The following is a 15,602-nucleotide window of genomic DNA, read 5'->3' on the forward strand; positions in this document are numbered from 1 at the left end:
TGGTGGCAGTGCGCGGCGACCTCCGGCTGTTCTTCCGGCAGCTTTCCACCCTGCTCGACGCCGGCCTTCCCGCCGACCGCGCTTTTCGCGTGCTCGCCGGGGACCGGGCAATGGCCGGTCTTGCAGGTGTCGCGGGAAAGATTGCCGCCCGGCTCGAAGCGGGGGAGAGTCTCTCTTCCGCCATCGGAGAGGCGGGCGAGCCGTTTGACGGTTTCGACCGGGCGGTGATCGCGGCATCGGAGAAAACCGGAGAACTCGGTCCCGGCATTGCCGCGCTCGCCCGTCATCACGAGACACGTCATGCGGATCGGGAAAAACTGCGCACGGCGCTGACCTACCCTGCGGTTCTGACTGTGGCCGCGATCGGCGCTATCACGGCCCTGATGGTCTTCGTCATCCCCCGCTTCGAGCCGATCTTCCGTCAGGGCGGAACGGACATGCCGGCCCTGACGCAAGGCCTGCTCACGCTCTCCGAAGCGGTCCGGGATTACGGCTGGATTGCGCTCGTCCTGGCCGGAACGCTCCTCGCCGGGCTGTTCACGCCCGCCGGGCGCCGCCAGGCCGACGAGGCGCTACTGCGCATGCCGGTGTTCGGCCGTCTGCTGGAAAGCATCGAGATCGAACGATGGACGCGCGGCCTCTCCCTGCTCGCGGGCCGCGGCGTGCCGTTGCCGGATGCACTCGTCGTTGCGTCGGCTCTGTTCTCCAACGGTGTGATGCGGGAGGCAGCTGAGCAGCTTGCGGCCCGGGTGCGCGAGGGGCGGACATTGTCCGCGGCCGCCGCCGAGAGCGGGCGCTTTCCCGACGCGGCCCTGCAGCTGATTCGTATCGGCGAGGAGAGCGGAAGCCTCGATCTCATGCTGGCGCGGACGGCGGATTACCATGGCGAGGAAGCGCGCGGCCGGCTTACGCGGCTGACAGCGTTGATCGAGCCGTTCATCATCATAGTATTGGGCGGCGTGGTCGCCACGGTGGTCATCGCGCTGATGCTGACCGTGACAAGCCTGAACGACGCGATGCTCTGAGACGGGCCCAAGGGGGACGCATGAATCGGACGAAACGCAAGCGCCAGGGCGACGAGGGCTTCACCTTGCTTGAACTGCTCGTGGTGCTGGTGATCCTCGGCCTGCTCGCGGCCTTGGTCGGCCCCCGCGTGATGGGTGTGCTGGGCAAGGCGAAGGGTGACGTCGCCGCGGCCCAGATGGAGAATCTCGCCACGGCGCTCGATCTCCTGCATCTCGATACCGGGCGTTATCCCAGCACCGAGGAAGGCCTTGCGGCGCTGGTCTCCCGGCCTTCGGGGATGGGGCGCTGGAACGGGCCCTATCTCCAGGGCGAGGAAGTTCCGCTCGATCCGTGGTCGCGGGCATACGATTACCGCCAGCCGGGTGGGAACGGCGCGCCCTACCGCTTGACGAGCTTCGGGGCGGACGGCGCTCCCGGCGGCGAGGGCGAGGATGCCGATCTCAGCAGACCATGAGCCGGGACGGCGGATTTTCCCTGCTTGAAACCCTGGTCGGCCTGACGCTGATCGCACTGGTCGCGACCTTGCTGGCGGAGACCCTCGGTGCCGGGATTTTCGCGTCCTCGCGTGCCGGCCGGACCGCCGAGGCTATGAGCGCCGCGCGCTCGGTGCTGGCGGAACTCGGTGTCAGCCGTCCGCTTCACTCCGGCGAACTGACCGGAGATCTGGACGGCGGGGGAGAATGGACGGCGACCGTCACCGAACGCGGCGGAACCGACTCTTTCATCAGCTACGATATTGCGCTGGCGGTCCGCCTTGGCGGAGCGGAGATCGCGCTTGATGCCGTCAGGACGCTTCCGGTTGGAGTGAAAAGGTGAAGCCGCGGCGGGACCGGGAAGCCGGGTTCACGCTCCTGGAATTTCTGGTGGCGCTGGCGCTGATCGGTCTTGTTTCGGTGCTCGCGACCGGCCTCGTCCGTTTCGCCCTCGACGGCGAGAGGCGTCTCGCGGCGCGGGTAGAGGTTATCGGGGACCGTATCGCGCTCGAGCGGCGGCTCCGGCGAGAGATGAACGCGGTGCTGCCGCTCCTCGATTATGATTCAAGCCGCCCGGAGAGCAGCTTTTTGGGCGACGCGCGCAGCTTCCGTTTTGTTGCTGCCGGCGCCGAAGGTCCACGCGGCCGCGTCTTCGCGATTTCCGAAGAAGGCTCCATCAGGCTGACTGAGGGACGGTTCGCCGAGGACGTCGCGAGTTTCGATGCCGGCGCCGGGACATTTTCCTATTTCGGCCGAAAGAGCGCGGAGGAAGCACCTGCCTGGCATGACATCTGGCGCGGCGAGCGCACGACGCCCCGCCTTCTCCGTCTCACGCTTGAAGACGGTCCGGCCATTGTCGTCGCGGTTCCAGTCGAAAGGGCGGATCAGTGAGTGGGCGTCCGGGAAATGCCGAGCGCGGCACGGCGATGCTGCTTGCGCTCGTCATCCTCGCGGTCGCGTCCGGTCTGCTTGTCGGTCTGACCGGTCTCGGCCGCACGGCTGTCGGCTCGGCCTCGGTCGCGGTAGAGCGATCGCGGAACGCGGTTCTGCTTGAGAGCGCGGTGCAGGCCGTGATCCCGGAACTTTTCGACGCCGATCTCGCGGAGAGTCTGGGTGAGCGCATTTCCGCCCGCGAGGTGAATATCGGCGGGGAAACCGTCGAAGTGCGGGTCGCGGATATTTGCGGCCGATGGGACCTCAATCACGGCGATCTCGATGTGCTCTCGGAAATGCTCGCCGGTCTCGGGCTCGAAAAGGTGCGCGCTTCGGCGGTCGTCGAGCTGGTACGCGCGGCGCGCAGCGCGCGGGAGCCATTCGTCGATGTCTCCCAGTTGCTGGTCCTGCCGGGGCTTGGCCGGGCCGAACGCGAGCATCTCAAATCCCGGGTGACGGTCCAGTGCCGGGCCGGTTTCGTCGACAGCGTGCATTCCAAGCCCGACCTAGCTGCAGCGGTGGAGCGGGCGGAGCGTCGATCCGGCAAGGTGCTCGACGGGCGAGGCGGCGGCCGTACCTGGCAACTTTCTGCAGAGCACGAGACCGGGCCGGGCACGCTGGTCGCGCTGGATGCGGTGATCGCGCTCTCCCACGACGTCCGGCGACCCTTTCGCATCCTCGAATGGCGCTCCAGTGAGTAAGGCCGCTTGCCGGGGACATCCGGCCCTGTACCATGGCGCGCGGATAATGGATTTCCGGGGGAGCCCGTGACGGGACTGGGTGCATTCATCGATGCGTGGGGCGACGGTCTCGTCGCCGGCCTGCCGACGCGCCTGCGGTTCCTCGTCGGCCGCTCCGTCACGCTCGTCGATCCGCTTGAAGAAGGTTTTCGGCTGTTCGGTATTCGCGGCGGCAAGGTTCAGCCGCGCGGCAAAGCTACTAGCGAGGATCTCTCGCGTCAGATCGGCCAACTCGGGCGTCCGGTCGCGCTTGCGATGCCGGAAGGGGCGCGGGTGACGGTAACGCTCTCTGTTCCGGCCTCCGCCCGCCGCTCCCTCGGTCCTTTGCTTGACGGGGAGGTCGAGCGCCTGACGCCGTTCAAGCGGAGCGAGGTCCGGCTCGCCTACGATCTTCTGGAAGAGCGAGACGGGAAGTTGCAGATCCGTCTGCATGTCGTTCCGAAGGTCCGGCTGGATCAGGTACGGCAGCAGTTCGAGATAGCGGGCGGTGGGGCGCCCGACCTGCTGGTTGCGGGTACGGAGCAGTTCGATGCGCCGTCCGCCGTCGATTTTTCGGGCGCGCCAGTCGTCGCAAGCCGCGCGAATGCAGCGGCATGGATCGGGCTGCTGTCGGTCCTGCTGCTTGCCGCCATCCTGTCGCCTGCGCCTAAGCCCTATCTCGCGCTGGAAAACGTGACGCGCGAGACGGAGCGCCTGCGTCCCCAGGTCGCGGCTTTGCAGAGCGCGCGTTCGGACTTTCTGGCGCAGCGGGAGCTGGCAGGCCGGTTTCAGGACCTGCTGCGCGCCTCGCCGGACGTCGCCGGACTGCTTGAGCAGGTTACGGTCGCTGTCCCGGACGATGCCTGGCTTACGGGCTTCGTCATCGCTCGGGACAGGCTCACGGTCGAAGGCTTCGCGCGCGACGCCAGCGGGTTGCTGGAGCGGATCGAGGCGGTGGCGGGATTGAGTGAGGCGCGCTTCGAGGCGCCGGTGACGCGGGAGCCCGGCAGCGGGCGCGAGCGGTTCCGTATCGTTGCCCGATTGGGGGTGTCGCAATGAGTGGCGGGCTGCGTCTTTCGCCGGTGCTCGCGTGGAGCCTGCTGCTGGCCCTTGTGGTGTCGCTCTGGGCCGGCCTGGTGCTTCCGGTTCAGGATTGGAGCCGGGCGGAGCAGGCGAGGCTCGATCAGCGCCGTGCCTTGCTTGCGCGCCAGCAGGCACTGCTCGAAACCAGCGACGCGCTCTCGACCGCCCTCACGCTTGCGTCCGACACGATGCACACCTGGCCCGTGCATTTCGGTCCGCCGGACAGCCGCCGGCAGACCGATTTTCAGGCGCAGCTCCGACGGATGGCGTCGGAAGCCGGGGTCGAGCTGACACGCTTCCAGGTCGGAGAAACCGAACGGGACGGGAGCCGCTTGTCGCTGCTGGCGCTCACGCTCGACGGCGAGGGGACCCTGGAACAGATCCAGTCGCTGCTGATTGCCGTGCGGGGCGCGGAACCGGCAATCCTGATCGAGGAAGCCGCGATCCGGGCGACCGGCCGGACGGGGCGCATGACGCTGGCGCTCGACCTGCGCGCGCCGGTGCTGGAGATCGACTGAGATGCGCTGGGGACGTGTCTTCGGGATCGGGCTGTCCGGTCTGCTTCTGACGGCCGCGCTTTTGCCGTGGCTGCCTGACGGTCCCGATGTGCTGCGCCCGGTCGAGGTGGCGGACGCCGCCTTGGAGCCTTTGCCTCCGGTGGAACGCGTTACGCCCCGATCGGCATATCCCGAAACACTTGCACGCCCGCTCTTCCGCTCCACCCGCCGGCCGGAACCTGCCGCTCCCGTCGCCGAAGCGGCGCCGCCGGCACCGCCGCGGCTTGTCGGTTATCGCCTGACCGGTATAGTCAGCACGGGGGCGAGACATATGATTTTATTGGAAACACCCGGCGGCAAGTCGGTGCAGCTTTACGAGGGGGAAAGCGTGGACGGCTGGACGGTCGAGACGATCACCACGGAGACCGTGGTCCTGTCCCAGGGAGAGACCCGCGTCGACCTGTTGAACGGCGCCGCCGAGGATAAATCCGGCGGCACCGGACGCAATACCCGCTGGCTTCCCGCAGGTGGGCAGACACAATGATCCGGACATTCCGTCTCGCTCTGCTCGGTGCGGTTCTCCTTTTCGCTGTCGGCGCCTGCGACCGTATCGGGCAGGACCGGCCGGAAGCCGGACGCGACGTTCCGGCGGTCTCCAACGCGCTGGAGGATAGCGGCCGGGAGAAACCGGCCGCGACCCGGGTCGATTCCGAGGTTTCCAGCACCGACCCCACCAGCCTCGAGCCGGTCGACGAAGTCTATCCGGGAACCGCGCGCGGCGCCGGTCCGGTCGCCGAAACCGCCCCGCGCCCCGTTGGCACGCTCTCGGTCGCCTTTGATGGCGCCGAGCTCGAACAGGCGCTGAAAGTCATCATCGGAGACCAGCTCGGCCTCTCCTACGTCCTGCCCCCGGACCTGACCGGCCGGGTCACCTTGCGCACCGCACGGCCGCTCACGCGCGGGCAGATGACGGTGCTGCTGGAAGGGCTGCTCTCGGCGCACGGTCTCTCGGCCATCTATGAAGGCGATCTGGTGCGCGTGGTGCGTGGCACAGGCGGGGCGGACGGCGGTCCCGGGATCGGCCTGACCGATGGCGGGCCGGGCTCCGGCGCCGAGGTGTTCTCGCTGAGCTATGTCTCCGCGACGCAGATGGTCCGACTGTTGGAGCCTTTCGTGCGCACCGGTCGTGTGCTGCCGGTCGGGTTGGGAGACGATCTCGTTCTGGTTTCGGGGCCGGCGACGGAGCGTCGCGCGGCGGAACGGGCGATCGGCCTGCTCGATGTCGACCGGCTTGCCGGTCGTTCGGTCGCGATCATCGGGCTCGCCAATGCCGCCGTCGACGCGGTGATCCCTGAGCTCAACGAGCTGTTCGCTGCGGGCGGCGAGGGGGCGAACGGGATTGTCCGCTTTACCGCGATCGACAGACTGAACGCGATCCTCGTCATCGCCGCGGACGAGGCGCAGGTGATCCGGGCCAGGACCTGGATCAAGCGGCTCGACCGCACCACGAACGCGGACGAAAGGCGCCTGTTCGTCTATTTCGTCAAGCATGGCGAGGCGGCCTCCCTGGTGAAGACGTTGGAGGGGGCCTTCAAGGACGAGAGTTTCTTCGGCACCCCGTTGCCCGGCAATTCGGAAGACAAGACGGTCGAAGGTGGCAACGCCTCCGATCCGCGCGGCAGCGGACCGCGCTTCAATGCGGATGCCGCCAGCAATGCGATTCTGGTCTGGGCGACGGGGCGTGAGTATGAACTGATCTCGGAAGTTCTGGCTAAACTCGATATCACGCCGCTGCAGGTGCTGATCGAAGGCACGGTGCTTGAGGTGACACTGCAGGACGACCTGCGTTACGGCCTGCAATATTACATCGAGACCGGCGAGTTCAGTGCGATCTTCACCCGCGGCACGGACACCGCGTCGGTCGCGCCGCAGACGCCCGGTTTCGGAATTTCGATCGGCGGGCCGAACAGTACCAATATCGTGATCGACGCGCTTTCCGAGCTGACGGATGTCCGTGTGGTTTCCTCGCCGCAGCTGCTTGTCCTCGACGGCGGCACGGCGCGGCTTCATGTTGGCGACCAGGTGCCGATCGTCACCCGCACCTCGTCGGCCACGGTGACCGACGACAACCGTATCGTGAACGAGATCGAGTACCGCGATACCGGCGTGACCCTGAACGTGACGCCGAAAGTGAAGGCGAGCGGCGTGGTCACGCTGGAGGTCGTGCAGGAGGTGAGCGATGTGGTCCGGACCGACAGCTCCGACATCGACTCGCCGACGATCCAGCAGCGCCGGGTGGTGAGCACCGCAGCGGTGGAAAGCGGCAGCACGGTGCTGCTCGCGGGGCTCATCCGCGAGTTCCAGAACGACATCAAGTCCGGCATTCCGGTCCTGCACCAGTTGCCGGTGGTGGGCGATCTGTTCGGCACCACGGACAAATCCACGCAGCGCACCGAACTCGTCGTGCTGATCACGCCGCGGGTGATCCGCAATCGCGAGGAGGCGACCGATGCGACGCGTTCGCTGCTGCGGCAATATCGCGGACTGATCGATCAATTCCAGGGGCCGGGCGGCAATGCACCGGCACAGCAAACAGGCAAGACGGGGGAAAACTCATGAAGATGCGGGCGGCCGTTCTGCGGCAATCCGGGGCGGAAGCGCCCTATGCGGTGTCGCAGCCGATTTCGGTCGAGGAGATCGAGCTTTCGAAGCCGGAAGCGGGCGAGGTGCTGGTTCGGGTTATCGGTGGCGGTCTCTGCCATTCCGATCTTTCCGTCATCAACGGGTCGCGTCCGCGTCCGCTGCCGATGGTGTTGGGCCACGAAGGTGCGGGCGAGGTGGTCGAAACCGGGCCCGGCATCCGCGACCTGAGGCCCGGCGACCCGGTGGTATTCCAGTTCAGCGCCAACTGCGGACGTTGCCGCCGTTGCCTCGAAGGTCGGCCGCAAATCTGCGAGGTCAACGCGGCAGCGCGGGCGAAAGGCGATCTGATGGGCGGCGGCAAGCGCCTGAAAGCGGCAAATGGCGAGGAGCTGGGACACCATTCGGGCGTGTCGTGCTTCGCCGAATATGCGGTGATCGACCGGGGCAGCTGCGTGAAGGTCGACAGCGATATTCCGCTGGAGACTGCTGCGATCTTCGGCTGCGCAGTGATGACCGGCGTCGGAGCCGTACTCAACACGGCCCGGATCCGGGCCGGTGACACGGTGGCGGTAATCGGGCTAGGCGGGGTCGGACTGAACGGCCTGCTCGGAGCGAAGGTCGCCGGGGCCGGGGCCGTCATCGCCATCGACCTCAACGACGACCGGCTTGGCCTGGCGCGCCAGCTTGGAGCAACTCATACCTTCAACGCAGCCGACCCGAACCTCGCCGAGCAGGTCCGCGACCTGACGAAGGGCGGCGTCGATTTCGCCTTCGATTTCGCCGGCGTGGTTCCGGCTCTGGAGACCGGCTACAGCCTGCTCCGCACCGGCGGTGAACTGGTGATCGCGGGGCTCGCGCCGGCGGACAGCAAGTTCTCCTTCAGCCCGCCGCAACTGGTCTCCGACGAGAAGGCGATCCGCGGCAGCTATATGGGCGGCTGCGTGCCGGTGCGGGATATTCCGTGCTTCATCGATCTCTATCGTCAGGGGCGCCTGCCGATCGATGCGCTGATCAGCCGTTCGGTCGGGTTCGAGGATATCAATGAAGGCTTCGACCGGCTCGCCGACGGTTCCGCGATCCGGCAGATCCTGACCCCTCACGCGGCGGCCTGAGGCGGCGATGCGCGCGGCGTCTCTCCTTCTGGCAGGCGGCATGCTGGTCCTGGCGATGGTAGGACCAGCCCCGGCGGCCACCATCCGGGAAGGGGCGGCGGCCGTGCTGGAGAGAGCGGAGAGTCGGGAGACCGCGCTCGGCACGCTGATATTCTACGATCCGGAGGCGGATCTCGCCGGCGGCGAGGGCGGTCAACCGTACGGAGCCGGCGACAGGGAATGGGCGGAAAGCTGCCTTGCGATCTACGATCTCTATCGCCAGCTGGGCGGTGAGAAACCGGACGGTCGTCTGCATTTCCGGCGTGATGGCGGACGCTTTTTCATCGCCGTTTCCGGCGCCCCCGGGCGATGGTTCGACTCGCGCGATGCCGCGCTTTCGGATCTCCTCCGCCTGCTGCTGATCCGCAGCGGGACGGTGGCGGAGAGTCTCACCTCCGCTGCCCGCTCGGCTTCGCCCAATGCGTCGCTTGCGGCCTTGTCCTCGGCACTCGACCGCGTGCTCCTGGATGAGATCTCTCCCGTCATCCTGTCGCCGGGAGAGGTTCGGACGCTGCAGTTCGATGACGCCGATATTGCGGTCGGCACGAAGGGGCTCAAGGTGCGGACCGATAGTGGCGAAAGCGGTGGTGTGAGCGCGGCAGTGTCGCCGGCATCGATCGGTACAGGCAGCAGACAGTTCGTGCTCGGGTTCCGCGAGGGCCGGTATTTCCGGCCGGTCTCGGAGCGCGAAGTGACCGTCCGGGACGGTATGGCAAGGGAGGCGGCGACGGCCGACGAACCGGTCCAGACGGCGGCGGTACCGCTGCAGGACGGCGTGACCGCGGCGATCGCATCAAGCGGCGAGATCATGCGCTACACGGTGCCGGTCTCCGAGGGCGGGCAGATTTCCGTGACCTCGACCGGGCCGAGCGATGTCGAGGCCGTGCTATGGGCAAGTGACGGAACTGTCGTGGCGCGGGATGACGACGGGGGCGACGGCTACAATTTCGCCCTTGAGGCCGATCTGGAGGCGGGATCCTACACGCTTGAGGTGCGGCATTGCTGTGCCGGAACCGGCCCGTTCGGCCTGACGGTCAGCCAGCAATAGGCTGAAAGATCCAGGCGCCGCCGCGGGGAGGCGGCGGCGCCCTGTCTTCAGTTCGGAACCGGAATCGACTCGACGGCGCTGCGGAACGCCGCGTAATCCCAGGCATCGTATTTGGCGAGGGCAGCGAATGCCTTGGCGAGCGGATCCTGTGCCGTTTCCGCGACATCCTTCATGCCCATCTCGGCTGCCGCCGAGACCACCGCGCTGATTCCCATCAGCGCCTGCTCGGCGCCGGCATAATCGGAATATTCCGCGCTTTTCGCTTCGCCAAGGAGACCGGCCAGCAGCTTGGCGATATCCCCGCTGCCGAAGCTGTGGCCCGAGAACATGGCGACGAGATCGCCGGTTGTTTCCTTCAGTGCCTTCGCCGCTGTATGGAAGGCCTCGACGCTTTCCGTGCTGGCCTTGTGCAGGGCGGTCGTCTGCCGCGCAAGCGTCGCGCCTTTCTCGGCATCGAGCGCGGTCACCAGGACCCGCAGCATGAGCAGGTTGGAATCGTCGAAACGGACGACACCCGGGCCGAGGCCCGTGCTCGGACGCGCCTGCCAACGCGGTTCGGTAAGCGAATGATGGCAGGCCTGGCAGTCGAACAGGACCAGTTCCGGAAAGATCCCGTCCATGCCGCGTTTCGGATCGAGCAGGGCATCGACGCGGCGTTCCAGCGCGATGGCCTGGCCGATAGCCCAGGTCTGCATGCCGTTCGCCACCTGCTTGCGTTTGCGGTAATCGTCGTCGATCACGTAATGCGCCGGCTGGATCGCGGTGAAGGTGTCCAGTTCGAAACTCATACGCGGGTGACCGGCGCCCATGATGCGGTGTGTCACGAACTTGTTGTCGTCCCCGAAATGGCAGGAGAGGCAGAGTTCGGCGCGCTTCACCGGATCTTCGAGCGGATACATTCCGGCCGCCACGTTCTTGGCATGGTCGCGCACCCCGACATGTTGCCCGAGCCATCGTATCGAGCCGCCATGGCAGGCTTCGCACCCGACGCCGTCGGAAATCTGAAATACCTGCCCGCGCATGTTCGCGGGAACATTGTCAGCGTGGCAATCGAGGCAAATATCCGCCTCATGCGCGTTCGCAAGCCCGAGATTTGCCGCGATCCGCTTTGAGGCGTCGTTCATGAGCACCGTATATGCCTTGGCGTGACTGTCCTTCTGCGACCAGGTCACGTATTCGTTCTGAAGGACGACCGATTTCTCGAAGGGTGTCGCGGCACCATGGCACGTGCTGCCGGCGCAAGAGGTGACCCCCACATGGACGTCGGACCTGTATTGAGGCAGGTCGGGAGTGGCAGATGATTCCCGCGGTCCGGCGGCGAATGCCAGGAGCGCGATGGACCCTGTGATGATAATTCGCTTCAGCATAATCTCTCCGGATCTCCCCATCCGTTTGTTCTTGTCAGGTTCTTCGACTCTTTGCGGTCGACGATACCCGGCTAGTGTTTCCCTTTTTGCTGCGCCCGCGCCTGCAGTTCAATCAATGCACGCTTTATTTCAGTATCCCCGGGTCGTTCGATCGAGGCCGAGACGTAGGCCGACACGGCTTCTTTCAATTGGCCGGTTTCGGTATAGAGGGCTCCAAGCCGCTTCAGGGCATCGCCGTCGCGTGGTGATCCCCGAAGGTAGGTCAGCAGATCTTCTATCCGCGTTTCGGGCGACACGACCGATTCAACTGCTGGAACCGCCACAATCTTTGATGGTGATTCCGCCATCCATACACCGGCGCCCACAAAGACGGAGCAAGCCGCGGCACTCGCAAAGAGAAGTGCTAGCGTATCGTTTCTCGACATGGTCCGCCTCATTCGTTACGGGGAGTTTCACACCTTAAACTCGCGGGTGACAAGAGGCGGGTCGCCGGGAGCGCGGATTTTTTGTTTGGCGAACAGCTAGTGCACTTTGTGTTTCTGCTGCTGGCTGCGGCGGCAATCGGCAGTTTCCTTGCGACATGCGTTTCCAGAGCGGCGCGGCAGGTTTCTGTGTTTGGAGCTGTACGTTCGAGTTGTCCCACATGCGGGGCCATTGTGCCCGCATATGCTTTGCTGCCCATTCTCGGATTCCTTGTGTTGAGGGGGCGCTGTGGAGATTGCGGAGCGCGCATCGATCCACTTCATCCGATGATGGAAGCCGCGACAGTGGCCATGTGTGTCAGCGCGCTCTGGGTCGCGGGATGGCTACTGACTCTCGAAGCGGCCTGCGGTCTTGCTCTCGGAACCGCACTTGTCTTTCTCGCCTCCCATGATGCTCGGACCGGACGGTTGCCGGATGTCGTTACCCTGCCATTGATCGTCGCGGGGTTGGCAGTTTCGGCTTGGCTTGAGCGCGTCGACTTTTCGGAAAGTGCGTTGGGCGTGATCCTCGGCGGTGCGGGGGGCTGGGCGGTCTCCGCGGCGTACAGGCAGTTGCGTGGCCGTGAAGGGCTCGGCATGGGGGATGTGAAGCTCGTCGCCGGCCTCGGAGCGTGGCTGGGCGCCGGAGCGTTGCCCGGGTTGCTCCTTGTCGCTTCGGCAAGTGCGCTCGCCGTGTTGTTCGTGAGGGCGGTCTCCGGAAGGCGTATTTCTCGTCATGCGAGAATTGTCTTCGGTCCGTTTCTGGCTCTGGCCGGATGGGTCCTGTGGCTCGCCGGTGCGTGAAGGACTTGCCTTATCTCGAATGCCTTTCGAGCCAAATTCTCATGTGTTTTCAAAAAACTGAACTTTGACAGTATGTGAGGAAACGCATATCGTCCGTTGGTAGTTTAAGGGCAGTCAATAGTCCGCAGAAACTAGAGAGATATGTCTGGGAACCTGGCGATAACTTGTGACGGATCGCTATGAAATCGTGATCGTGGGGTCCGGGCCTGCCGGGCTGAGTGCTGCCGGCCGCGCTGCCGAGCGGGGCATTCCACACTTATTGCTTGAGCGGACCGATCACGCCGCCGATACGATTTTCAAGTATCAGAAAAAAAAGTTCGTCATGGCGACGCCGGACATCATGCCGCTCAGAAGCGACATGAGCTTCGAGGCCGGTGTCCGGGAGGACATTCTCGGCGCCTGGGACCGGGAGCTGGAAAGCCTCGGGGTCAATGTCCGCTACAAAGCGGAAGTGACCGGTATCAGCGGCGAAAAAGGCGATTTCACAGTGACGCTTGCGGGCGGCGAGACGGTTTCCGCAGGCCATGTGGTGCTGTCGATCGGCCTGCAAGGCAATCTCCGCAAGCTCGGTGTGCCGGGCTCGGAGTGGGAAAAGGTCCAGTACCAGCTCGACGATCCGCTCGAATATGAGGACGAGACCATCGTCGTGGTCGGTGCCGGCGACGCGGCGATCGAGAACGCGATCGGCCTCGCGGTCCAGAACAACGTGGTCATCGTCAACCGGCGCGGTGAATTCGCGCGGGCCAAGCCGGGTAACCTCTCGCTCATCACCGAAGCGATCGAGAGCGGCACGATCGAATGCTTCTACAATGCCTCTCCGGCGAGTGTTGAGCCGGGCAAGCTGACTCTCAAGGTGCCCGAGGGGGAGACCGAGGTCGCTTGCGACCGGATCATCGCGCGTCTTGGCGCCAATCCTCCGCGCAAGTTCGTCGAGGGCTGCGGTATCAAGTTTTCGAGCGACGATCCCTCGGCGTTGCCAGAGCTCTCGCAGACCTACGAATCCTCGGTACCGGGCCTCTACGTCATCGGAGCGCTGGCGGGCTACCCGCTGATCAAGCTGGCGATGAACCAGGGTTACGAGGTTGTCGAGACGATCATCGGCAATGAGGTGAAGCCGGCTGACGAGCCGCTGCTGGAAGAAAAATTCCGCGCGCTCGGCAACGTCAAGGTCGAGGACGTACTCGGCGCGATCCAGTCCAACGTGCCGCTGCTCTCCTCGATGACGGTGCTGCAGCTGCGTGAGTTCATGATCGACAGTACGGTGCATCTGAAGCAGCCGGGCGACATGATCTTCGAGCGCAACGACTACACCAACAGCGTCTATTCCATCGTGAACGGCGCGGTCGACGTTCAGATCAATCCGAAGGATCCGCGCGAGGTCGTGACGCTCGGAACGGGCGCATTCTTTGGCGAGATGGGCCTGATCGCCGGGCGCCGCCGGACCGCGACGATCGTGGCCAGCGAACAGTGCTTCCTGGTAGAGACGCCGCGCCGCGCGATGCTGCGTTTGATCAACTCGGTCCCGGCTGCCCGCCGCGTGCTGGACCAGGCCGCGATGACGCGCCAGATCCAGACGCATCTGGCGCCGAACATCGATCCGGAGATGTTGCAGGAAGTGGTCGAGACGGCGGAGATCGAGAGTTTCTCGGCCGGCGATACCGTCATCTCCGAAGGCGAGACGAGCAACGACGTGTATCTGATCCGGACTGGCTCGATGACGGTTTCCCGGCGCATTGCCGGCCGTGACATCGTGCTCTCCTACATCCCGGCCGGGAATTATATCGGCGAGATGGCGCTGTTGGGGAACACGCCGCGGTCTGCAACGGTGAAAGCGACGGTGGCCTCGGAAGCGATCAAGATCGATGCGGGCGCCTTCAAGCGTTTGATCGAACGGGAGCCGGATCTCAGGCGGCAGATCGAAGCCCGTTTCCAGGACAGGCTGGTCGAGAATGTCGAGACCGAGACGCGCCCGGAATCCGGCGACATCATCGATTTCCTGGTGACCCAGGGAGTTGGCGAGGCGACAGACATCCTGCTGATCGACGAGAGTCTCTGCGTGCGCTGCGACAATTGCGAGACGGCCTGCGCGGAGACCCACGGCGGCGTCTCCCGGCTGAACCGGGAAGCGGGACCGACTTTCGGCACGCTGCATGTCCCGACCTCCTGCCGGCATTGCGAACACCCGCACTGCATGGCGGATTGCCCCGCGGATGCGATCCATCGCGCACCGGATGGCGAGGTCTTCATCGACGACAAATGCATCGGCTGCGGCAACTGCGCGCGCGACTGTCCGTACAACGTGATCCAGATGGCTTATCCGCGGCCGGAGAAACCCGGGCTCCTGTCCTGGTTGTTCTTCGGTGCCGGTCCCGGGCCGGGTGAGGACAAGCGGCCGATGGTCAAGCCGGACGGCGCCCGCGAGTCCGCGGTCAAATGCGATATGTGCAAGGACGTCACCGGCGGCGCTTCCTGCGTCAGTGCCTGCCCGACCGGGGCGGCGGTGCGTGTCAAGCCGGAGGAGTTTCTCTCCATCACCAATCTCGCACGGTTCGGGAGGTAGGGATGCACGAGGGGTTCCTGGTTCACGACCGTTTCAAGTTCTTCAAATGGGCGAGTGCGCTTTGCATCACTTCAGCGGTTGCCTACGCGATCTACGACCCGCTTGATGTGCAGAGCGGCGGTACCTGGCTCGGTTACGGGCTCGGTACGATCGGCGCCTTGCTCATCCTCTGGCTAATGTGGTTCGGCATTCGCAAGCGCCGCTATGGCGGTGCCTTCCGCCTGCGTGCCTGGCTTTCGGCCCATGTCTATCTTGGGCTCAGCCTGATCGTCGTCGGCACGTTGCATACCGGGTTCCAGCTCGGCTGGAACGTTCATACGCTGGCCTATGTGCTGATGATGCTGGTGATCGCGAGCGGGGCCTTCGGGATCTATGCCTATGCCCGTTACCCGCGCCTGATGACGGAGAACCGGCGCGGACAGGCGGTCGACGAGTACCTGAGCCAGATCAGCGATATCGATCGGGAATGCCGGCAAGTTGCCGGCAATCTGCCCGACGAGATCACGGCGCAGGTGATGAAATCCTGCAACGAGACTCGGATCGGCGGATCCTGCTGGAGACAGCTTTCCGGCCGCGACCGGAGATGCGCCTCGGCCGAGGCCTTCGAGGAATTGCGGCAGATGAGCACCAATGTCTCCGCCGGCGACGGACCCGCGGTGCGCAAGCTGATCACGCTAATCGGCAAGAAGTGCTCGCTGCTGGCTACCGTTCGGCGGGACATCCAGCTGAAGGCGCTGATGGATATCTGGCTGCATCTGCATGTGCCGCTGTCCTTCGCGCTCCTGGCGGCGCTGACCGCACACATCTTCTCCGTCTTCTACTACTGGTGACCGGATC

Annotated in this window: 16 protein-coding genes; 14 read left to right on the forward strand and 2 right to left on the reverse strand. The window is 65.2% G+C overall.

Going from position 1 to position 15,602, the window contains the following annotated elements; genetic code table 11:
* The first annotated feature begins 8 nt into the window (after positions 1 to 8).
* The 11 genes from NUH88_RS14520 to NUH88_RS14570 all read left to right on the forward strand — a co-directional run bounded on the left by NUH88_RS14520 (position 9) and on the right by NUH88_RS14570 (position 9,573).
* Positions 9 to 1,025: a type II secretion system F family protein gene (locus NUH88_RS14520; RefSeq protein WP_257767127.1), complete on the forward strand. Its 1,017-nt coding sequence runs from the start codon at positions 9 to 11 to the stop codon at positions 1,023 to 1,025.
* Between the two features lie 20 nt (positions 1,026 to 1,045).
* Positions 1,046 to 1,480: a type II secretion system major pseudopilin GspG gene (gene gspG, locus NUH88_RS14525; RefSeq protein WP_257767128.1), complete on the forward strand. Its 435-nt coding sequence runs from the start codon at positions 1,046 to 1,048 to the stop codon at positions 1,478 to 1,480.
* The gene (locus tag NUH88_RS14530; protein ID WP_257767129.1) at positions 1,477 to 1,842 is read left to right on the forward strand and encodes a PulJ/GspJ family protein; all 366 of its coding nucleotides are present in this window, start codon (positions 1,477 to 1,479) and stop codon (positions 1,840 to 1,842) included. The genes gspG and NUH88_RS14530 overlap by 4 nt, the downstream gene beginning before the upstream one ends.
* On the forward strand, positions 1,839 to 2,390 hold the full coding sequence (locus tag NUH88_RS14535; protein WP_257767130.1) for a PulJ/GspJ family protein: 552 nt from the start codon (positions 1,839 to 1,841) through the stop codon (positions 2,388 to 2,390). The genes NUH88_RS14530 and NUH88_RS14535 overlap by 4 nt, the downstream gene beginning before the upstream one ends.
* Positions 2,387 to 3,133, forward strand: a complete 747-nt coding sequence (locus NUH88_RS14540) for a hypothetical protein (RefSeq protein ID WP_257767131.1) — start codon at positions 2,387 to 2,389, stop codon at positions 3,131 to 3,133. The genes NUH88_RS14535 and NUH88_RS14540 overlap by 4 nt, the downstream gene beginning before the upstream one ends.
* A 66-nt stretch (positions 3,134 to 3,199) precedes the next feature.
* Positions 3,200 to 4,210, forward strand: a complete 1,011-nt coding sequence (locus NUH88_RS14545) for a PilN domain-containing protein (protein ID WP_257767132.1) — start codon at positions 3,200 to 3,202, stop codon at positions 4,208 to 4,210.
* Positions 4,207 to 4,752: a type II secretion system protein GspM gene (gspM, locus tag NUH88_RS14550; RefSeq protein ID WP_257767133.1), complete on the forward strand. Its 546-nt coding sequence runs from the start codon at positions 4,207 to 4,209 to the stop codon at positions 4,750 to 4,752. The genes NUH88_RS14545 and gspM overlap by 4 nt, the downstream gene beginning before the upstream one ends.
* 1 nt (position 4,753) lies before the next feature.
* Complete coding sequence (locus tag NUH88_RS14555) at positions 4,754 to 5,275, forward strand: type II secretion system protein, XpsN-like (RefSeq protein ID WP_257767134.1); 522 nt, start codon at positions 4,754 to 4,756, stop codon at positions 5,273 to 5,275.
* Positions 5,272 to 7,350 (forward strand): type II secretion system secretin GspD, encoded by a 2,079-nt coding sequence (gene gspD / locus NUH88_RS14560; protein ID WP_257767135.1) that lies wholly within the window; start codon positions 5,272 to 5,274, stop codon positions 7,348 to 7,350. Before NUH88_RS14555 ends, gspD begins: the two co-directional genes overlap by 4 nt.
* Positions 7,347 to 8,486, forward strand: coding sequence for a zinc-dependent alcohol dehydrogenase family protein (locus tag NUH88_RS14565; protein WP_257767136.1), 1,140 nt, complete (start codon positions 7,347 to 7,349; stop codon positions 8,484 to 8,486). Before gspD ends, NUH88_RS14565 begins: the two co-directional genes overlap by 4 nt.
* Before the next feature lie 7 nt (positions 8,487 to 8,493).
* Positions 8,494 to 9,573: a hypothetical protein gene (locus tag NUH88_RS14570; RefSeq protein ID WP_257767137.1), complete on the forward strand. Its 1,080-nt coding sequence runs from the start codon at positions 8,494 to 8,496 to the stop codon at positions 9,571 to 9,573.
* Between the two features lie 47 nt (positions 9,574 to 9,620).
* On the opposite strand, the gene NUH88_RS14575 is transcribed toward NUH88_RS14570, so the two are convergent.
* Both NUH88_RS14575 and NUH88_RS14580 read right to left on the reverse strand, forming a co-directional pair.
* A complete protein-coding gene (locus NUH88_RS14575) occupies positions 9,621 to 10,940 on the reverse strand; it encodes a multiheme c-type cytochrome (RefSeq protein WP_257767138.1) in 1,320 nt (439 codons plus the stop codon).
* A 71-nt stretch (positions 10,941 to 11,011) separates the two neighbouring features.
* A complete protein-coding gene (locus tag NUH88_RS14580) occupies positions 11,012 to 11,365 on the reverse strand; it encodes a tetratricopeptide repeat protein (RefSeq protein WP_257767139.1) in 354 nt (117 codons plus the stop codon).
* 108 nt (positions 11,366 to 11,473) lie between these two features.
* Here NUH88_RS14580 and NUH88_RS14585 point away from each other — a divergent pair, with 108 nt between their 5' ends.
* The 3 genes from NUH88_RS14585 (at position 11,474) to NUH88_RS14595 (ending at position 15,595) form a co-directional block, all read left to right on the forward strand.
* Positions 11,474 to 12,205 (forward strand): prepilin peptidase, encoded by a 732-nt coding sequence (locus NUH88_RS14585; RefSeq protein ID WP_257772222.1) that lies wholly within the window; start codon positions 11,474 to 11,476, stop codon positions 12,203 to 12,205.
* 166 nt (positions 12,206 to 12,371) lie between these two features.
* Entirely contained in the window at positions 12,372 to 14,765 is a 2,394-nt protein-coding gene (locus NUH88_RS14590) for a cyclic nucleotide-binding domain-containing protein (protein ID WP_257767140.1), read from the forward strand.
* Between the two features lie 2 nt (positions 14,766 to 14,767).
* A complete protein-coding gene (locus tag NUH88_RS14595) occupies positions 14,768 to 15,595 on the forward strand; it encodes a hypothetical protein (protein WP_257767141.1) in 828 nt (275 codons plus the stop codon).
* Positions 15,596 to 15,602 lie beyond the last annotated feature (7 nt).

It is taken from the genome of Nisaea acidiphila, from assembly GCF_024662015.1.
GTDB lineage: Bacteria > Pseudomonadota > Alphaproteobacteria > Thalassobaculales > Thalassobaculaceae > Nisaea > Nisaea acidiphila.